The 18733-nt window shown below is 42.5% G+C and carries 18 protein-coding genes and 1 tRNA gene; 1 reads left to right on the top strand and 18 read right to left on the bottom strand.

Annotation, left to right across the window (positions count from 1 at the left end):
- Positions 1–62 precede the first annotated feature (62 nt).
- The 4 genes from L4D20_RS10535 to L4D20_RS10520 form a co-directional block, all read right to left on the bottom strand.
- On the bottom strand, positions 63–1289 hold the full coding sequence (locus L4D20_RS10535) for a tyrosine-type recombinase/integrase (RefSeq protein WP_428801525.1): 1227 nt from the start codon (positions 1287–1289) through the stop codon (positions 63–65).
- A gap of 338 nt (positions 1290–1627) precedes the next feature.
- Positions 1628–1715: transfer RNA gene (locus tag L4D20_RS10530), tRNA-Ser, on the bottom strand.
- Positions 1716–1858: 143 nt separating this feature from the next.
- The gene (locus L4D20_RS10525; RefSeq protein ID WP_428801524.1) at positions 1859–2308 is read right to left on the bottom strand and encodes an L-alanine exporter AlaE; all 450 of its coding nucleotides are present in this window, start codon (positions 2306–2308) and stop codon (positions 1859–1861) included.
- A 236-nt stretch (positions 2309–2544) separates the two neighbouring features.
- The gene (locus tag L4D20_RS10520) at positions 2545–4968 is read right to left on the bottom strand and encodes a hybrid sensor histidine kinase/response regulator (RefSeq protein WP_428801523.1); all 2424 of its coding nucleotides are present in this window, start codon (positions 4966–4968) and stop codon (positions 2545–2547) included.
- A 127-nt stretch (positions 4969–5095) separates the two neighbouring features.
- Here L4D20_RS10520 and L4D20_RS10515 point away from each other — a divergent pair, with 127 nt between their 5' ends.
- Positions 5096–5665 carry a UPF0149 family protein gene (locus L4D20_RS10515; protein ID WP_428801522.1) on the top strand — a complete coding sequence of 190 codons (570 nt, stop codon included), beginning with the start codon at positions 5096–5098 and terminating at the stop codon, positions 5663–5665.
- Positions 5666–5789: 124 nt separating this feature from the next.
- Here L4D20_RS10515 and L4D20_RS10510 read toward each other — a convergent pair whose 3' ends face one another.
- The 14 genes from L4D20_RS10510 to ruvA form a co-directional block, all read right to left on the bottom strand.
- Positions 5790–6827: a potassium channel family protein gene (locus L4D20_RS10510; protein ID WP_428801739.1), complete on the bottom strand. Its 1038-nt coding sequence runs from the start codon at positions 6825–6827 to the stop codon at positions 5790–5792.
- A 109-nt stretch (positions 6828–6936) separates the two neighbouring features.
- Positions 6937–7998 (bottom strand): quinolinate synthase NadA, encoded by a 1062-nt coding sequence (nadA, locus tag L4D20_RS10505; protein ID WP_428801521.1) that lies wholly within the window; start codon positions 7996–7998, stop codon positions 6937–6939.
- A gap of 164 nt (positions 7999–8162) precedes the next feature.
- Complete coding sequence (ybgF, locus tag L4D20_RS10500; RefSeq protein WP_428801520.1) at positions 8163–8948, bottom strand: tol-pal system protein YbgF; 786 nt, start codon at positions 8946–8948, stop codon at positions 8163–8165.
- Positions 8949–8980: 32 nt separating this feature from the next.
- Complete coding sequence (pal, locus tag L4D20_RS10495; protein WP_428801519.1) at positions 8981–9520, bottom strand: peptidoglycan-associated lipoprotein Pal; 540 nt, start codon at positions 9518–9520, stop codon at positions 8981–8983.
- 34 nt (positions 9521–9554) lie between these two features.
- Positions 9555–10907, bottom strand: a complete 1353-nt coding sequence (tolB, locus tag L4D20_RS10490) for a Tol-Pal system beta propeller repeat protein TolB (protein WP_428801518.1) — start codon at positions 10905–10907, stop codon at positions 9555–9557.
- Between the two features lie 19 nt (positions 10908–10926).
- The gene (tolA, locus tag L4D20_RS10485) at positions 10927–11973 is read right to left on the bottom strand and encodes a cell envelope integrity protein TolA (RefSeq protein WP_428801517.1); all 1047 of its coding nucleotides are present in this window, start codon (positions 11971–11973) and stop codon (positions 10927–10929) included.
- A 14-nt stretch (positions 11974–11987) separates the two neighbouring features.
- The gene (locus L4D20_RS10480) at positions 11988–12431 is read right to left on the bottom strand and encodes an ExbD/TolR family protein (protein ID WP_428801516.1); all 444 of its coding nucleotides are present in this window, start codon (positions 12429–12431) and stop codon (positions 11988–11990) included.
- A gap of 2 nt (positions 12432–12433) precedes the next feature.
- A complete protein-coding gene (gene tolQ, locus L4D20_RS10475; RefSeq protein ID WP_428801515.1) occupies positions 12434–13117 on the bottom strand; it encodes a protein TolQ in 684 nt (227 codons plus the stop codon).
- On the bottom strand, positions 13107–13538 hold the full coding sequence (gene ybgC / locus L4D20_RS10470; protein WP_428801514.1) for a tol-pal system-associated acyl-CoA thioesterase: 432 nt from the start codon (positions 13536–13538) through the stop codon (positions 13107–13109). The genes tolQ and ybgC overlap by 11 nt, the downstream gene beginning before the upstream one ends.
- 201 nt (positions 13539–13739) lie before the next feature.
- On the bottom strand, positions 13740–13847 hold the full coding sequence (gene cydX / locus L4D20_RS10465) for a cytochrome bd-I oxidase subunit CydX (protein WP_000270284.1): 108 nt from the start codon (positions 13845–13847) through the stop codon (positions 13740–13742).
- 11 nt (positions 13848–13858) lie between these two features.
- Positions 13859–14995, bottom strand: a complete 1137-nt coding sequence (gene cydB, locus L4D20_RS10460; RefSeq protein WP_428801513.1) for a cytochrome d ubiquinol oxidase subunit II — start codon at positions 14993–14995, stop codon at positions 13859–13861.
- Between the two features lie 14 nt (positions 14996–15009).
- Positions 15010–16602 (bottom strand): cytochrome ubiquinol oxidase subunit I, encoded by a 1593-nt coding sequence (locus L4D20_RS10455; protein WP_428801512.1) that lies wholly within the window; start codon positions 16600–16602, stop codon positions 15010–15012.
- A 416-nt stretch (positions 16603–17018) separates the two neighbouring features.
- Positions 17019–18026 (bottom strand): Holliday junction branch migration DNA helicase RuvB, encoded by a 1008-nt coding sequence (gene ruvB, locus L4D20_RS10450; RefSeq protein ID WP_428801511.1) that lies wholly within the window; start codon positions 18024–18026, stop codon positions 17019–17021.
- Between the two features lie 44 nt (positions 18027–18070).
- On the bottom strand, positions 18071–18688 hold the full coding sequence (gene ruvA, locus L4D20_RS10445) for a Holliday junction branch migration protein RuvA (RefSeq protein WP_428801510.1): 618 nt from the start codon (positions 18686–18688) through the stop codon (positions 18071–18073).
- Positions 18689–18733: the final 45 nt, after the last annotated feature.

The following is an 18733-nucleotide window of genomic DNA, read 5'->3' as shown; positions in this document are numbered from 1 at the left end:
TTGCGATCTTAAGTTGTAATTTCTATTATTTTGCCCAAAACACCTTGTTATATGCCAATTTACTAATCAGAAAGTCCAGAGCGGAAACCCGTTATAGAAACTGAACCATAACTCGCCTTTTCTATCTCTCGACTCCACCATTCCATCAAAGGGCGACGGCGTTCTACATAAGTAGTGCGATTGTAAGCTTTACGAATAGCGTTTCTATCAGAGTGGGATAATGCTGCTTCGATTACATCACTATCAAAGCCATTTTCATTAAGAGTCGTTGAAGCAAGTGAGCGTAAGCCATGTGCAGTTGTCCTTCCTTTAAATCCAATACGGCCAAGCGCTTTGTTAATTGACTCTGAATCAGTGTGCTTCTTAGGGTCTCGAATAGATGGGAAAACAAACTCTCGATGGCCACTGACCGGGCGAATAGTTTCTAATATCGCCATGCATTGGTCACTTAAGGGGATGATATGTTCTTTTTTGGCTTTCATTCTTTCAGTAGGAAGTATCCAGAGCTTTTCGTCGAAATCTATCTCACTCCACCGGCTCCCAGCGGCTTCTATTGGGCGAGTCATTGTATGCAGCTGCCACTCTAGCAAACATTTTGTTGTAATCGCCATATTCCCCCTAGCGACTGCCTGCACTAACTCAGGTAACTCTTCTGGCTTTAAAGCTTTCATATGAGTGACCTTCGCCTTTCTAAACACTTCTCTTATGCCGCTTAATGGATTGGCGTGGATAACACCAGCATTGACTGCATAGGTCATCACCTCATTAATTAGCTGAGCTGTTCTCTTTACTGTCTCTAGATACCCAGCTTCCTCAACTGGTTTAAGTGCGGCTATCGCCATTGGAGCGGTTAACTTTATAACAGGAATAGCCCCTAGCTGTGGGAAAGCATAGAGCTCAAGCTTCCTCCAATTTCCATCAATAGTTTTTTGTTTAATTCGGTTCTGTTTAGTGTCCATCCATAGCTTGGCAACAGCTTCAAAAGAATTAAGCTGATCGCACGCCAATTTTGCTTTTTGTTCAACTTTCAGTAACTGAGGGTCGATGCCATTTGATACTTCTTTTCGTGCCTCAGTAGCTTTCAGCCTAGCCTCTGCAAGAGAAATATCAGGATATGAACCAAGGCCAATAAAAGTAGGCTTACCTGTTGAGGGCCTGATATAACGAAACTCCCAAGCTTTCGCTCCACTTTTCCTCACATGCAAATACAAATTTCCGCCATCACCAAGGCGATAAGCCTTATCTCGTGGTTTCGAACCCTGGACTTCTTTTGCTGTTAACTTAGCCATGTCAGCTCTCCAAATCGATATTTACCCAAACTAAATGCCATATAAACACCTATCCTGCTCCCTGAAATTTAAGGTATGCAAAATGGGTAACTTCTAGTTTTTCAATTAGATAGAATCGGGATAAAGAACTTTACAATACTGCTCCCTCGTAAAATGTATGCTTATTCAAAACCTCAAATGTATGCCTATTTCTAATAGAGATTAGAAGCATACACTTTGGCATACAATAAAGTTTGGGAAGGTATAAGACTACTGATACGTGCTGAGACTATAAGTTGGTTTAAAAACAACAACCTATGAAACGAAAAAGCCCCTAGACGCGTCTAGGGGCTCGAATGTGGCGGTGAGTGAGGGATTCGAACCCTCGATACGTTGCCGTATACACGCTTTCCAGGCGTGCTCCTTCAGCCACTCGGACAACTCACCGTATTGTTGTTAACGTTGTGCGTTAACGAGGCGCTAATTTAATGATTCTGTGCGACTTGGTCAAGCGGTATTGATAAAAAAAACCACCATCATTGAACAAGTGCTTACTAATTGACACGAAAGCGCATTTTTTCTACAAACAGTTAAGCTTGTTGGCAGTAACCTGGCACTTTAAACCACTTGCGACACATATCTAAGAAGTAACCGTACAAAACACCCATTCCACAAGAAACAACTGCATTACTGGTCACGGCCGTAACGATTTGATCGCTTGATGCGCCAACTACAAATAAAATTGCAGCGTATACTGGCGATTGAAAGAGTACATAAGCAAAAAGGTCAGCAACATGCTTAGCGACTCCAGTATCTGAAATACGGCGCCCTTGTCTTAATACAAAATCTCTAAACATCCCATAAGGCCATGCAATCGCAATGTTCACAGGAATAGAAAGTGTTCTGGAAGCTAACGATTGCTCAAAAGTCATACCCGAAATAAAGATCTCAATGATCATACCCGATACAAAACAAAAAACGACCATCGCGAATGTATCTGCCGCTGCATGGCGAATACAAAAAGGAGCACGAGCTTTCATTACCTTCCTCTACAAAACAATAAACTGCCTAACTGGCATATTAATAATGAAATAAACCAGTTAACTTATGATGACTGGTTTATATGACTATTAAAACACAAGTTTTGTAGTGGTACATTTCAAACATTTTTAATATTGGTAAATAAATAACTAATATTCAGATAAAAACTAGAGGTTCAAACTATAAAATGTGCGATCGCGCATGTTTTGAACAAAATAGGGCTTCAAACTGAAAGTTACTTACAATATTCAGCCAGCATGACAGTAACAACATCAATATCCGCGGTTTCAGGCAACTGCTCTAAATTTAACTTATGGCGGATATCAGCGAGCTTATTCATCAGTACCTCATTTTCACAATCATTAAGCACTTCAATGATGCTATCAATAGCATCTTTAGCCCTTAAATACTGGTTATTGTCGAGATCGATATAAAGCCGTACTAACATCTCTTCAGATAACGACCTATCAGTAATAACTTTTGATTCTGCGTGGAATTGATAGAGCTTCCCTGCGTACCGATAAAGTGCATCGTCTAATTCAGATTCATCAATCGGTTTCGAAATAATGTAATCAACGCCTGCACCTAACATTCGCTCTCGAGTATCTTTAAATACATCAGCAGTACAGCCAAATATCAGTATCTGAGAACTGGCCCCACTCATTGATCTAATTCCCGATGAGGCTTCAACACCATCCATCACAGGCATGTGATTGTCCATCAGTACCAAGTCATACTGGGTACTGGCTACTGACTGCAGAGCTTGCTCACCATTCTCTACACAATCACATTCGAAACCTTTAGCCTTCATGAAAGTTTCGATAATAATTGTATTGGTTCTATTGTCTTCAACGATTAGGACTTTCAAACCCTCATAGTTCAGTTTTCGGTGTACCTGCATCTCTACCGAACCGGCCGTTGTGGATTCAATAGACAAGCCCACATCAAAGCTAGTGCCTATTCCTACTTCACTCGTCACTTCTATATAACCGCCATTTAATTCTACAATCTGACTAACAATAGCCAAACCTAGTCCGGTTCCACCAAAGCGACGCGTGGTACTCGATTCAGCCTGTTCAAACGGTTTAAAGATTCGGGTCTGCGCTTCTTTAGAGATCCCTATTCCGGTGTCTCTTACCTTAATAATAAGTTGAAGTTGATCATTGATGACTTGCTCTTTCAAGTAGACTTCAACAAACCCTCGAGAGGTGAATTTCACTGCATTGTTAATAAGGTTAAATAGTATTTGTCTGAGCCTTGCTTTGTCCGCGATGTACCAGCGCCCTGCAGGTATTTCTGAATAGACTTTAAATTGAAGCCCTTTTTCAGTACACAACGTGTGATAGACACTGTTAATACTGCCAATTATGGATTCAAGTGGGAAAGCCGTTCGATCGAACTCTAAGTGACCTTGCTCAATTTTAGAGAAATCGAGAATCTCGTTAAGCAACGTCATCATGTGATCGCCTGAATCGTACAGACTATTCATATGTTTACGCTGATCTATGGTGAGATTGTCTTTTAACAAGATTTGAGCGGTACCGAGTACACCATTCATTGGCGTACGGATTTCGTGTGATAAGGTAGCTAAAAAGGCACTCTTCGCTTTCGTTGAAGCTTGAGCTTTTACTTTCTCGGCCTCTATATTAAGTGTTTTTTGGTTAATGGTTGTAATAAGCCGGCGTATTTCATCGTTACTTTTGTAACTGACCTCTATGATGCCGCCCTCTTTTGAGTCGTCGACTTTCTTAGCAATCAGAATGATCGGTTTAATTAGGTATTGATTAAGAAGGTAATACCCCGCCATAACACAGAGCAACAAAATGGGGATGATGCCTAGTTCGACTTTAGACACCAAGTCGTACACGTCATCATTGACCGTTCGTTTTGCATTCACAACATCAACCGTCCAATTAAAACCACCGAATTGATGTGTACTGATATAGATAGTCTTAGATTTTTTAAAATTGTACTCGGTAATGACTTCATTAAAGCTGTCTCGAAGAATCACACCTAGATCATACTGCTCTGCATTTTCTTGGACAAAATCAATCAAATCAACGAGCGATAAATCAACCGTCGCGACCCCTGCAAACTTTTGATCGATGTAATACGGCGATGTGGCTGTGATCATTTGAACATGAGTGTATGCATCAATATAAACTTCTGACCAAAAAACACTTCCCGGAGGCTGGTCTACCGCCACGGTATACCAAGCTTCGTTATCATAACCGCCGGCCTTAGGGTTATTCCAAGACTGGATTTTATCTACTTTTCCATCGCTAGCTCGATTGTAAAATAAGCTCATATACGCGATGTTAGGATCGATAGTATGTGGTTCAGGCCATACTCCCCCACTAACAGCAACACCATCAAGGTTACTGAATAAAGACAATAGAATACTGGCTTGAACGGGTTGGGAGTGATTAGCTTCACCAAGACTGGCGATACTTTGGAGAACACCGATTGAACTGTTAAGGGGCTCTTCCAGTTGTGCAGAAAGTAACTGAGTTTTTAAATCCAAGTTCTGTTCAAGCTTTGCGCGTACAGGCGGTTCAACCACGAGATAACTCACAGTGCCTATCGTTGCGATGAAAAAGCATAGGTAGACCCCAAGGGCTAAAATACTTTTCCTTTTTAAGGAGGAGCTTATTTCCATATAATTACTTGAATTATTTTCCGTTTATTAAAAATTATAGTGAATATTATCTAGCATCAAGTCTTTTTCGTTAGTATGTGAGTTGTTACTATAGGAATAACATTAATACCAAGCAATGGTACCTACTTTGACTTTAGAAAATATCCTCTCTTTGCCTGAGTTTGAAGGGAAGCTTCTGAATGAAGCTAAAACACAAGGCTTTGTCGCTTCAATGGCAGCGGCACCACATATACTTCCACCCGAAGAGTGGCTACCGTTTCTATGGGGTGGTGAGGAAGTTGCACCATTTAGCGATGGAGAACAACTAGAAAGCTATATTGAGCTTGTTATTCAAATGTGGAACGCATTCCGCCCTGCTCTACTTGAGGGAAACTGGGAATGGCCAATGCTTTGTACATTAGACGATGAAGACATTGTGTCTGAACAAACTCGCGATTTTTGCGAAGGTATGTTGCAAGGCTGGCAACTAGCACGTGATGATTGGGAAACGATCATGCCAGAGCAGAGTGAAGATAATGCCCTACTTGGTGGTGTTTTGCTTTCGCTTAGTATGCTTTATGACCCAGCAACGTCGATAGCAACATTATCAGAACAGGGTATTGAAGGTATGGAGCAGTTTGAAGAAATTTTTAATGCTATTCCAGTCATGCTCTGTGGACTAACCCAGCGCGGTGTTGCTCTCGTCGAACAACAGTAATCGTTTAGATTTAGAGTTGTGATTATAAAATATAACTCTAAATAAACTGGCCTTCTCACTTTGTGCATATAACACGAATTGCAACGAGCTAGGCCAGTATTCACTATGCTACTGATTGAATTCTCTACTGGTTCATTTCTTTCCAGTTAAAGCTATCAATTCGTTCATCTGCAATATAAAAAAGTTGCGCCCCTGATGGAATATCTCGGCTCAGCTGAGGATTCAACTCAATACCGTTACCGGTATCCATCGCAATAAGCGTAGCGTCATGCGCCGCTTTCATAAATGTAAATACCCTGTTCACATCAGTCTTAGTCGCATCGCTTGGGTAAACAGTTGAATACTGGGTCATTCCCCGCGTAGAAGCTAGCAACTCTTGATGTAATACACTCGATCCAGGGTCAACAGCGGCCTTTGCTAACATTTCAGCACCAACAGCTGGAATGCACTCAGCATTCGGGCAATGCTGGCTCAACAAGTGACTCAGAGCCTCGTCTTTAAAATAAGCGAGCAAATGAGCATCAGGATTAGTATTCGCGCTGTACAGAGCTGCTGATAGCGTTACATCATCTTCTAGATTATCAACGATGATGCAACTGGCCTTATCGAGGTTCACTTTTTCCATCTCTTGCCCATCTGTGTAACTGGTGACTCTAACAAAACCTATCTCGCCAGGTAGCGGGTTTTCTATCTCAGAGCGACTGCATAAAATAATCGGTCTCTTCCCGTGCTCTTCATGTTGCAGCATTCTGATTAGGTGCATGGTTCGTTGACCATTCCAGCCCAGCAACAAAATATGGTTTTCCACTCGCATTCTCCGTTTTCCTAATATACCAGCTCGCCAGTATTCAATAGCTGAACCTGCTACGCGGCCCAACATCGCCGCAAAAAGACTTAATCCACCAGGGATTATAAACAGTACGACAGCCCACTTTCCTACTTCTGTTTGAGGTGAAAAATCACCATAGCCGACAGTTGAAGCCGTCACCATTAAGTAATAGGCGAACGTAGTAAAGCTCTCCGTCAGTGCGGTTTCTCCCGCAAAGAAAAAAAGTAGCCAAGAAGTACCGACATAAACCAATGACAACACGAGTAGGTTTCGGTTGTTGATTTTAAACAGACTAGAATTGATCCATTTCTTTAGATGTAACCAAAGGGTCATCATTCATCCCAAATTAAATCTGATAACGCTAGGTATAACAGATAGTAAAAAGCCAGTCACAAGGACTGGCTTCAATAATGTGATAGAGCTCAATTTATCTATTTGATAATTAAGCGTTGCCCTTCACTTTTATATTCAATTGTTCTGCAAAGTCGAGCATACGATTTAGCGGAACTAAAGACTTAACACGTATAGTTTCTTCTACGAAGATCTCATGTTCTTCGCCGCCTTCACGTAACGCTTGATCGATCGCTTTTAGTCCGTTCATTGCCATCCAAGGACAATGAGCACAACTACGACAAGTTGCACCCGCCCCTGCGGTAGGAGCTTCAATAAGCTCTTTCTCTGGCACAAGCTGCTGCATTTTAAAGAAAATGCCTTTATCAGTCGCGACAATCAATTTTTGCTGCGGTAATTCTTTTGCAGCCTTAATCAATTGACTAGTAGAACCAACCGCATCAGCTAGCTCTACAACGCTGGCTGGAGACTCAGGGTGCACTAAAATCGCGGTATCTGGATACAACGATTTCATTTTACGTAATGCATCGGCTGAGAATTCATCATGTACAACGCATTCACCTTGCCAAAGCAACATGTCAGCGCCTGTTTTATTCGCGATGTAAGAGCCTAGGTGTCGATCTGGGCCCCAAAGGATAGGCTTATCTTCACTATCGAGCTGCTCAACAATCTCAAGAGCAATACTTGAAGTCACTACCCAGTCCGCACGAGCTTTCACAGCGGCAGAAGTATTAGCATAGACCACGACAGTATGATCTGGATGAGCATCACAGAAAGCTGAGAATTCATCAGCAGGACAACCCAAATCTAACGAACATTCAGCGTCGAGTGTTGGCATCAAAATGGTTTTTTCTGGGGTTAGAATCTTGGCAGACTCCCCCATAAAACGCACACCAGCTATAATCAATGTGCTCGCAGGGTGGCGATTACCAAACTTTGCCATCTCCAGTGAATCACCAACGAAACCGCCAGTGTCTTCGGCAAGGGCTTGGATCTCAGGATCAGTATAATAATGCGCGATCAAAACCGCGTCTTTTTCAATCAGCAGTGACTTAATGTTAGCAATATAGGTTTGCTTTTCAACATCGTTCAAAGGGACTGGTTTTGGGGGAAATGGGTAAATTGTGTCAACGGTATCTAATATGTGGCTCATTGCTCATGCTCTATGCAACTTCCATGAATCCGAGCATTGTACACCCTAACGATAGGTAGGATCAAAGGTGTTTAATCTCACCTAACAAAACTTGGATTACAAATGAAAAAAGAGGCAACAAATGTGCCTCTTTTAAAGTGATTCACGATAGACAACCACGTAATTTATAGATTTTTTTCTGCTAGTTTTGCTGAAGCACTATTTGGGTATTCATCAACAACTTGTTGATAATACTTCTGTGCAGCCGCTTCATTATTATTACGTTTTGCAATATCACCAAGCTTAACTAATGCATCTGCGCGTTTATTTGAGTCTTTATAACTCACAACAGCCGCAAAGCTTTTCACTGCATCTTTATCTTGCTTCTTAGCAAAGTAAAGCTGGCCTAACCAGTAGTGAGCATTTGAAGAGAAAGAAGAATCTGGGTAATCAACTTGAAATTGTTTTAGCGCAACGATAGCACCGGCGTAATCACGCTCTTTGAGAACGAGGTCAACAGCATTCTGATAAGCGGTTTGCTCGTCAACATTGCTACTAAACGTGCCTGATGGCTGGGTATCTGTTTTATCAACGACAGGAGTTTCTGCAGTTCTGATTTCACCACGAACCTTATCTAATTCGATAAAAAGTTCACGCTGGCGTTGCAACATCTGCTGCATGTCATAACTGTTTTTTTCCAGCTGTCCGCGAAGTTCACTGATCTCCATCGACATGTCATCAATCTGTTGCTGCATATTCAATTGAACACGATTTCTATTTTCTAGTAATCGCTCTAAACGTTGAATATCAGTCTCAGATGAGTTCACTGAGCGTGTAGAAGACGCTGATGTAGAAGTTGTCGCTGGAGTAGTACTGCTTAAGTCCGATACTGGAGCTGGTGCAGCGAACGATGTGTTCGCTGCACTTGCCAGTAACATAAGCGTTAATACTCGCTTTGAGTTACTGAACATGAGGCTATTCCTCTACTGTACGTATAACAGAATTAGTATACTAAAACCGAACGACGGTTCTTAGCGTATACTTCGTCAGACTGACCTAGTAGAAGAGGTTTCTCTTCACCGTAGCTAACGATAGAGATTTGCTCAGCTTGTACACCAAGAGCTTGTAGGTAGTTTGCTACAGCTTGTGCACGACGCTCGCCAAGTGCGATGTTGTACTCAGGAGTACCGCGCTCGTCTGCGTGACCTTCGATAGTAACGTTAAGGCTAGTATCTTTGCTTAGGTAAGCTGCGTGAGCTGCAAGCATTTCTTCGTAGTCGCCCGCAATAGTTGCGTTATCGAATGCGAAGTAAATTGTTTGAGTTTCACGTAGAGCTTGTTCTTTAAGCTCTTGCTCTGTTAGCTCACCGTATGAATCAACTGGCGTTACAACTGTAGTATCTACAGTGTTCTCTGTACCAGAAGTTGTTTGGTTAGTCTCAGTACCTGAAGCACTTGTTGCTTCGTCGCTAGAGCTACACGCTGTCACTGCTAATACTGGAAGAGCAATCAATAGACCTTTAAGAACTTTATTAAGCTGCATTATATTTTCCTTACTAATTAATACTTATTTTTTGCTATAGAAACGGAGACCAAGCGGGAGCTCTTACACGCCCATTTGTCGCCGGTAATCTAGCTTTAAAACGTCCATCTATCGACACCATCGAAAGTACATTCGTTTCGTTGTAGATAGAACTGTAAATGACCATACCGCCATTAGGTGCAATACTTGGAGACTCGTCAAGCAATGTACTTGTTAATACTTGCATCGCACCAGTTTCTAAATCTTGTTTGGCCAAATTAAACCCTGTGTTGCTACGATTCACCATTACGAGGAATCGGCCGTCCGGTGTAATTTGTCCACCTAAGTTTTGGCTACCTTGCCAAGTCAGACGGTTGGTCGCGCCATCTGCCAAATTTACGTTATAAATCTGTGGTCTACCACCTCTATCAGAGGTAAAGATTAATGATTTTCCATCCGGATGCCAATACGGTTCTGTATTATTTGATCTGCCGCGGGTAATTTGAGTCAGTTTCTTTGATCTCAAGTCCAAAGTGTAAACTTGTAGACTCCCTGTTTTCGACAATACCAAGGCTAATTTACTTCCATCCGGCGAGAATCTTGGCGCACCATTGTGACGAGGATATGACGTTACTTTCTCACGCTCGCCTGTATATATATTCATGATAAAGATTTCAGCTTGTCCATTTTGAAAGCTTACATACGCAAGCTTTTTCGCATCTGGAGACCAAGCTGGTGACATCAATGGCTGCTTAGAACGTAACACTAAACGCTCATTGTACCCGTCGTAATCAGCCACTCTTAGTTGATATGGGTACGGGTCTTTATCTTGCACAACAACATAAGCGATACGCGTTAAAAATGCACCACGTTCACCCGTCAATTCTTTGTAAACTAAATCGGAAATGCGATGTGCGTATTCACGTAAGCGATGGCCAGGTACCGTCGCTTTCTTATTAAACAGGACATGATCTTTAGACAACACTAGCTGGCCATCTGAGCTTAGTGCTTTACTTTGACCTTGTGTTAGCTGGCCACGGATAACATCGACTAACTGATAATTAACAATGTAGTTGTCGCCTTCACCTTTAGAGATCGTGCCTGTAAGTAAAGAGTCAACGCCTAATCCAGTCCAAGCATCAAAGTTAATCTCAGATTCAGAATAAGGAGTTTGCGGCATATTACTTGTCGCCACTGGGCTAAACTTCCCGCTACGTTGTAAATCTGAAGCGATCACCGCAGATACATCGTGAGGTAGTGGTTTATCGCCTTGCCATTTAAAAGGCACAATCGCGATGGGTCTTGCAGAATTAATACCATCAGTAATAACAAGCTCAAGTGCCGCATTGGCAAATTGAACAGTGCTCGATAGTAACAACAAACATCCTAAAATTATTCGCTTAAACACTCGCTTTTCCTTATTACTGTTACAGTTCGACGGTTAGATTAATGCTTTTTAACTGCTCAACAACACTAGGTTGTTCTGCAGGTAATGGAAATGAGTTAACTTGTGCAACAGCGCGTTTTGTTGCGGAACATAAACGATTATCGCCATTGATTATCGAGAGTTTCCCTAACAGCGCAGTATCGCCTGCAGGTATCAAGCGAAGATTAACTCGACAAGACTTTCCCTTAAAACTCTCCTCAACCAATAAATTTTGTTTGATCATTTGCTTATAAATCTCACCATAACGAGCGGCTTCTGATTGAGCAAATTTTGATTGAGCAGAGGAGTTACGCTCGTTTTCCGATTCCATACCAGCAAAGATATCGTTCAATGCGGCTTCTTGTTGTTTACGCTCACGTTCAAGCTGCTCTAAACGAGCCTTTTCTTGACGCGCTTTATCGGCTGCCTCTTTCGCTGCTTTTTCTTCTGCAATTCGTGCTTTTTCAGCTCGCTCTGTCGCCTCTTTTGCCTCTTTGGCAGCTTTCTCTTGAGCGATTCGTTCTTTCTCTGCTTTAGCAACAGCTGCTTGTTTCGCTACGCGCTGTTCTTCCGCTCGCTTGATTTCAGCTTCTTTGACTTTGCGTTCAGCTTCTAGCTTTTTGGCTTTTTCGCGCTCTTTTTTAACACGAGCTTCTTCTGCTTTACGTTCTTTCTCAACCTGAACACGCTTTTTCTCTGCTTCTCGGGTTGCTTTCGCCTCTTTAACTTGCTGCTCTTTCAATCTACGAATTCGATCTTCTTCAGCTTTACGGTTTTTCTCAAGCTGCTCACTTTCGCGTTTCAGCTTATCAAGTCGAGATTGCTCTTTTTTTGCAGCTGCTTCCCTTTGGCTACGTATTTTCTGAGCTTGTTGTTTCACTAAGTTAGGATCAATAACAACGGCATGCACCAAGTTACCACTAGGCTCTGGTTCAGACATTGTAAAATCAGTCCCCCAAAGCAGCGCGATAACTAATGCGACATGCATGGCTATCGAGATAACAATGGGGTTTAAGTAATCACTGTTTTTAGGTTTAGATTCTTTCATGAGTAATGCGGATCTTAATCCCTTATATCCGTTAACAGCCCAACCTTAGGGATTCCTGCACGGCTTAATTCATCAAGCACAAGCACGACATCTGCATAAGGAGTGGCGGCATCACCACCAACTGCAACCGGTGAGTCTGGTTTAATTGACAATTCAGCTTTAACACGAATCACGACATCCTGAATAGAAATACCGCGCTGAACTTCTTCGTCATTAACACTCAAACCTAAATTACCATCTCGGTCGATCTCGACGATGATGAAGCTGCTATCTGTATCGCCTGCTAATTCTGAAGCAGCCTTCGCACTGGTGGTTTTTGGTAGTTCGACATCAACACCTTGCGTAACAAATGGCGATGTCGCCATAAAAATGATCAGCAGAACTAACATAACATCGATATAGGGTACGACATTAATTTCAGCAGTCATCTTACGTTTTTTTGGTTGATAACCAGCCATGGTTAATCCCTACCCGCCATCGCTTGGCGATGTAAAATACTGTGGAACTCTTCTGAAAACGTTGCGTAATTATGTTCAAGCTTTCCAACGTTACTACTAAATCGGTTATACGCCATTACTGCAGGAATCGCAGCAAATAGACCCATTGCTGTTGCAATCAGTGCTTCAGCAATACCAGGGGCAACCATTGAGAGGGTTGCTTGCTTCACTTCACCTAAGGCGATGAATGCGTGCATAATTCCCCAAACCGTACCAAACAAACCTATATAAGGGCTAATTGAACCAACGGTGGCCAAAAATGGGAGGTTAGTTTCTAGGCTATCAACTTCTCTTGCTACCGCTACGCGCATTGCACGGCCAGTGCCTTCCATAATAAAACCAGGTGAATCAGCGTTCGATTTACGTAGACGAGCAAATTCGGTAAAGCCCGAGTAGAAAATCTCTTCACTTCCAGAGATGTCGTTCTTTCTCTTTTTTACATCTTGATAAAGTACCGCTAAATCAGTACCAGACCAGAACTTATCTTCAAACGTTTCAGCATCTTTTGATGCTTGAGACAAAACTTTGCTGCGTTTAATAATCATTGCCCAAGAAGCGACTGACATACCCAACAAGATCAACATAACCAATTGAACTAGAATACTGGCTTCTAGTATCAATTCTACAAACGAAATATCAGCAGTCACTTTCAGTTAACTCCAAAGCTATAGATTGAGGCATTGCTTTTGGCCTCATTTTCACAGTGTCGATACATGCTACCTTAACCAACGCTTTACACAATATCTTGCCGTCGAGATTTACGATCTCTTGACAGAAGACAAGTGACGCTTTTTTACGTTCGGAAATGGTAGTAAGTACATTTAGTTGTTCATCAAGACGAGCGCCCTGCAGAAAGTCCATGTCGACATGGCGAATCACAAACGCGATATCTTGCTCTAGCAAACTGCGTTGGGATACTCCAATACTACGTAGCATCTCTGTTCTAGCTCGCTCAAAGTATTTGAGATAATTAGAGTGGTACACCACCCCACCAGCATCAGTATCTTCGTAATAAACCGTGACAGGCCAGTGAAAAGCTATGGCAGCTTGAGGCAAAATAATACCCATTATCAAAAACAATATTAGACGTACTATAACGCAACTTGTCACTATTAGTACAAGCGCTATCAATGGTTTTGAAGCCTCGCAGACAAAAAATTAGCGCTGCCTCAAAGAGGCAGCGCTAAGTTGGATGTTATTTCATCATTTGGTAGCAAAAATTGTATCGAGTTATGTCTCTATCGTGAATGCATAACGTGTATCAATTTATTATTCGCTATCTTTATCCATCATTTCTGAGTGCTCTAACCAAAGAGCGTTAATGATGCCAAATGCACAAGCGAGTAATACGCCTAGAATCCATGCAAAATACCACATAGTAAAGCTCCTTAATAAAGTGAGTGTTTGTTGTCTTCAACATGTTTGTTATCAATGCGACCAAACATCTTGTAGTAGCTCCACGACGTGTAGCCAAGGATGATAGGCACCATAACAAATGCAACCGCTGTCATCAGGCTAAGCGTAAGCTCACTCGACGTAGAGTCCCACATGGTTAAACTATGGCTAGGAACTAAATCTGAAGGCATAACAAACGGGAACATTGCTAAACCAGCAGTGAAGATGATACCTGCGTTCGCTAGGCTTGAAGACACAAAACCAAAGCCAGGTTTATTCAAGCGAGAGAACACAGACGCGCATAACGCACCAATAATTCCAACAGCTGGGGCAGCCCACATGAGCGGGTAAGTCTCGAAGTTATTCAGCCAAGCACCCGCTTCGCGTATTACTTCTTTATTCAACGGGTTTGATGGAGCATTTGAATCAAGAACGCTTGTAATAACATAACCTTCGATTGATTGAATCCACACACCACCAACAATGAATAACACAACTAATACTAGGCCAGCGACTTGAGCAATACCGCGAGCTCGTTGACGCACTGAGTCAGTCGTTTTCATCTGCAACCATGCAGAACCTTGCAACAAGAACATCAGTAAGCTGATGACACCACAAAGTAGCGCAAACGGGTTTAGCAACCCAAAGAACGAGCCATGATACGTAGACATCAAGAAATCATTAAATTGGAATGGCACACCTTGCAGTAAGTTGCCGAAAGCAACACCAAAAATGATTGGCGGAACAAAGCCACTGATTGAGATACAAATATCCCATGTCTTGCGCCATCTTGGATCTTCAATCTTAGAGCGGTAATCAAGGCCTACAGGTCTCAACCAAAGCGCAGCTAACGCAAGGAGCATCGCGAAGTAAAACCCAGAGAACGATGTCGCATAAACCTGTGGCCATGCTGCAAATAGAGCACCAGCACCAGTGATTAGCCACACTTGGTTTCCATCCCAGTGTGGTGCGATCGAGTTAATCATGACACGGCGCTCTGTATCGGTTTTACCAATAACAGGAACCATTGCACAAACACCCATATCGAAGCCATCTGTGATTGCAAACCCAACAAATAGGACACCAATCAGTATCCACCAGATGAGACGTAACGTTTCGTAATCAAACATATCTTATTCCCTACCTATGCTTCGACTTGACGGTTAACTTTATCTTCAAGTGATTGCTCACCTTGCTCAAAGTGATAACGACCTGTTTTAAGGCTGCTAGGTCCTTTGCGAGCATACTTCAGCATCAGATAAACTTCGGCAATCAAAAAGACCGTATACAGAGCAATGATGAGGCCCAACGAGGTCCAGATCTGACCTGCGGTTAACGCAGACGCAGCAACATGCACAGGAAGTATTTCACCAACAGCCCACGGCTGACGACCATACTCGGCAACAAACCAACCGGCTTCAACTGCAATCCAAGGTAGAGGCAGGCTAAACAACGCTGCTTTTAATACCCAACGCTTCTGTTCGATTTTTTGACGACATGTTTGAACAAATGCCACCGCAAAAACAAACAGCATAACTACACCACACGCAACCATGATACGGAATGACCAGAATAGCGGCCATACCGTTGGGATAGAGTCATCGGCCGCTGCTTGAATTTGCTCTTCAGTTGCGTCAACTACATTCTCTGTATAACGCTTAAGTAGAAGGCCGTAACCAAGGTCAACCTTGATGACATCAAACGCTGCTAAGTTTTTCTCACTACGGTCACCCGCTCGGATTCTTTCCAGTAACTCGTAAGCCACCATACCGTTGCGGATTCGTACAATATGTTCTTCACGTAGGTCACGTAAGCCCTTTACTTCCGTATCAAGCGAACGCGTTGCAATAATACCCATCACGTATGGGATCTTAAGTGCGAAATCTGTTTCCATGGTTTCTTGATTTGGGATACCGAAAACAGTAAATGCTGCGGGGGCTTCCTCTGTGTGCCATTCAGATTCGATGGCAGCTAGCTTAACCTGTTGAACATCGCCCAACTCATAACCAGATTCATCACCAAGAATGATCACCGATAAGATTGAAGCCATACCAAATGAAGCAGCTATAGCAAACGAGCGACGAGCAAACGCAATATCACGCCCTTTCAGCAAGTAATAAGAGCTGATAGCAAGAACAAATATTGCTCCAGTTACGTAACCAGAAGCTACCGTATGAACGAACTTAACTTGGGCGACAGGGTTAAGTACAACTTCCGAGAAGCTGATCATTTCCATACGCATGGTTTCGTAGTTAAACTCTGCGCCAACAGGGTTTTGCATCCAGCCGTTTGCAACCAAGATCCACAATGCAGACATGCTAGAGCCAAGCGCCATCAACCAAGTAACCGTTAAGTGTTGTCGTTTTGATAGTCGTTCCCAACCAAATAGGAAAAGGCCGAAAAGCGTAGATTCAAGGAAGAAAGCGACAAGCGCTTCAATAGCGAGGGGGGCACCGAATATATCGCCTACGTAATGAGAATAGTAGGACCAGTTGGTACCAAATTGAAACTCCATAGTTAGTCCAGTGGCAACGCCTAACGCAAAGTTAATAGCGAATAATTTACCCCAGAACTTAGTCATGTCCTTATAGATCTGTTTATCGGTCATTACATATAGAGACTCCATGATGGCGAGTATAAACGCCAAACCTAAAGTCAATGGAACGAACAAGAAGTGATACATCGCAGTTAGTGCAAATTGCAATCGCGATAGATCGACTACGTCGATATCAAACATTGATAACTCCTTTGTGCCGGCTGAAGGCACTTTCTTCTGCACGCTAAAACCTTCAACGCACTAATAGGCCGCCTTCGGGGTGTTGCGTAAAGTTTATTTTATTGTTAAATCCATGTTACACCGTAACGATGTAGAGCCACATGATAGTACTCCTGAAAATTAAACTTATCAAAATAATTTGAGCGATTAACCCCATTAAATCGCGATTAAAAAGGTTAAATTTTGTAAATCATTAAGATATTGAGTAGAAGACTAAAAAATAGTTGAATGAAATGCGAACAATGGACGAGTAACCCCCCATGTTCGGAAGAGGAGAATGCTCTTTTGAGGCTAAATAAACGCGCTTTGAGATATCGAAGAAAATATGAGTGCTAAGAAAGGATGCTAAAAAAGCCAAGCAATGCTTGGCTATATGTTCATGACTTATCGATACCAAAATGAAGATAGGCTCGATCGGTTGCAATTCTCCCACGTGGGGTTCGCTGCAAATAACCCTGTTGAATGAGATAAGGTTCTAACACGTCTTCAATTGTGTCTTTCTCTTCACCAATGGCCGCTGCCATATTATCTAACCCAACGGGTCCACCACCAAATTTTTCCATGATAGCTAACAGTAACTTCCTATCCATGTAATCGAAGCCCTGTGCATCAACATCAAGCATATTCAGTGCTTTGTCTGCTACATCTTCACAGATGTGGCCATCACCTTTGACTTCAGCGAAATCACGTACTCGACGCAATAGACGGTTAGCGATACGGGGTGTACCACGCGCTCTACGAGCAACTTCTAACGCCCCTTCTGGCTCCATCGATAAATTTAAGCAGTTCGCGCTACGCTGAACAATATCTTTCAAATCTGCAACTTTATAATATTCAAGACGCTGGGTGATGCCAAAGCGATCTCGCAGTGGAGACGTTAATGAACCAGCACGCGTCGTAGCACCTATAAGAGTAAACGGAGGTAAGTCTATTTTTATAGAACGAGCCGCAGGCCCCTCGCCAATCATAATATCCAACTGGTAATCTTCCATTGCTGGATAAAGGACTTCTTCAACCATTGGGCTTAAGCGATGAATTTCATCGATAAATAGAATATCGTTCTCTTCAAGGTTAGTCAGTAACGCGGCCACGTCGCCTGCTTTTTCTAATACAGGGCCAGAGGTTGTGCGTATATTCACTTCCATTTCATTGGCAACGATATTTGCTAATGTGGTTTTACCAAGACCCGGAGGGCCAAAAATAAGTAAGTGGTCTAAGGCTTCATTTCTTAACTGCGCCGCCTTAATAAAGATCTCCATTTGATCTTTAACGTGGTCTTGCCCTCTATAATCGGCGAGCTTTTTCGGACGTATTGCACGATCAATGACGTCTTCTTCTTTAAATACGGGGTTCTCAGGGGCAATTAAGCGATCGGCTTCAATCATAATAAGTATTAGATCCTATTAACCATTCAATTTTACTAAACACGTTAAACCATAGACTTGAGAGAGTCGCGAATGATCTGCTCACTGGTCATATCATCACGCGCAACCTGAGAAACAACCTTTGAAGCTTGAACAGGTTTATAGCCTAACGCAAGCAAAGCACTTACTGCTTCATCTTGAGCATTTTTAGGGTTATGAGCAGCAGATGAGTCCATTGGCGCGGCATCAGTAGCGGGTGTAAAGAGATCACCTTCGCCCCACCCTTTTAATCGGTCCTTCATTTCTACAACCAGTCTTTCTGCCGTTTTCTTACCAACACCCGGCAGTTTTACTAACGTTGAAATATCTTCTCGCTCAACACATGCTACAAATTGACTTGCTGACATGCCAGATAAAATACCTAAACCAAGTTTTGGTCCAACGCCGTTCGCTTTGATCACTTCTCTAAACAGAGCACGCTCTTTAACGGTATTGAATCCGTAAAGAAGTTGAGCATCTTCTCTCACGACAAAATGAGTATAGATAATCGCTTCTTCACCCAACTCCGGTAGTTCATAAAAACAACTCATCGGCATTTGTACTTCATAGCCAATACCGTTTACTTCAATTAATAATTCTGGGGGCTGCTTTTCAATCAATAAGCCGCGAAGACGTCCAATCACGTGAGATCTCTTTAGAAAACAATTTGCGACAGAATAATAAAGAAC

The sequence above is a fragment of the Vibrio kyushuensis genome, assembly GCF_050337325.1.
Taxonomy (GTDB): Bacteria; Pseudomonadota; Gammaproteobacteria; order Enterobacterales; family Vibrionaceae; genus Vibrio; species Vibrio kyushuensis.
Note: the sequence above shows the minus strand (reverse complement) of the source record. Positions and strands in the feature narration are given on the sequence as shown.

Coding starts and splice junctions, on each gene's coding strand:
- L4D20_RS10535 (WP_428801525.1), bottom strand. CDS start 1,289: ATGGCTAAGTTAACAGCAAAAGAAGTCCAGGGTTCGAAACCACGAGAT.
- L4D20_RS10525 (WP_428801524.1), bottom strand. CDS start 2,308: ATGAAAGCTCGTGCTCCTTTTTGTATTCGCCATGCAGCGGCAGATACA.
- L4D20_RS10520 (WP_428801523.1), bottom strand. CDS start 4,968: ATGGAAATAAGCTCCTCCTTAAAAAGGAAAAGTATTTTAGCCCTTGGG.
- L4D20_RS10510 (WP_428801739.1), bottom strand. CDS start 6,827: ATGACCCTTTGGTTACATCTAAAGAAATGGATCAATTCTAGTCTGTTT.
- nadA (WP_428801521.1), bottom strand. CDS start 7,998: ATGAGCCACATATTAGATACCGTTGACACAATTTACCCATTTCCCCCA.
- ybgF (WP_428801520.1), bottom strand. CDS start 8,948: ATGTTCAGTAACTCAAAGCGAGTATTAACGCTTATGTTACTGGCAAGT.
- pal (WP_428801519.1), bottom strand. CDS start 9,520: ATGCAGCTTAATAAAGTTCTTAAAGGTCTATTGATTGCTCTTCCAGTA.
- tolA (WP_428801517.1), bottom strand. CDS start 11,973: ATGAAAGAATCTAAACCTAAAAACAGTGATTACTTAAACCCCATTGTT.
- L4D20_RS10480 (WP_428801516.1), bottom strand. CDS start 12,431: ATGGCTGGTTATCAACCAAAAAAACGTAAGATGACTGCTGAAATTAAT.
- ybgC (WP_428801514.1), bottom strand. CDS start 13,538: ATGGGTATTATTTTGCCTCAAGCTGCCATAGCTTTTCACTGGCCTGTC.
- cydX (WP_000270284.1), bottom strand. CDS start 13,847: ATGTGGTATTTTGCATGGATTCTAGGCGTATTACTCGCTTGTGCATTT.
- cydB (WP_428801513.1), bottom strand. CDS start 14,995: ATGTTTGATTACGAAACGTTACGTCTCATCTGGTGGATACTGATTGGT.
- L4D20_RS10455 (WP_428801512.1), bottom strand. CDS start 16,602: ATGTTTGATATCGACGTAGTCGATCTATCGCGATTGCAATTTGCACTA.
- ruvB (WP_428801511.1), bottom strand. CDS start 18,026: ATGATTGAAGCCGATCGCTTAATTGCCCCTGAGAACCCCGTATTTAAA.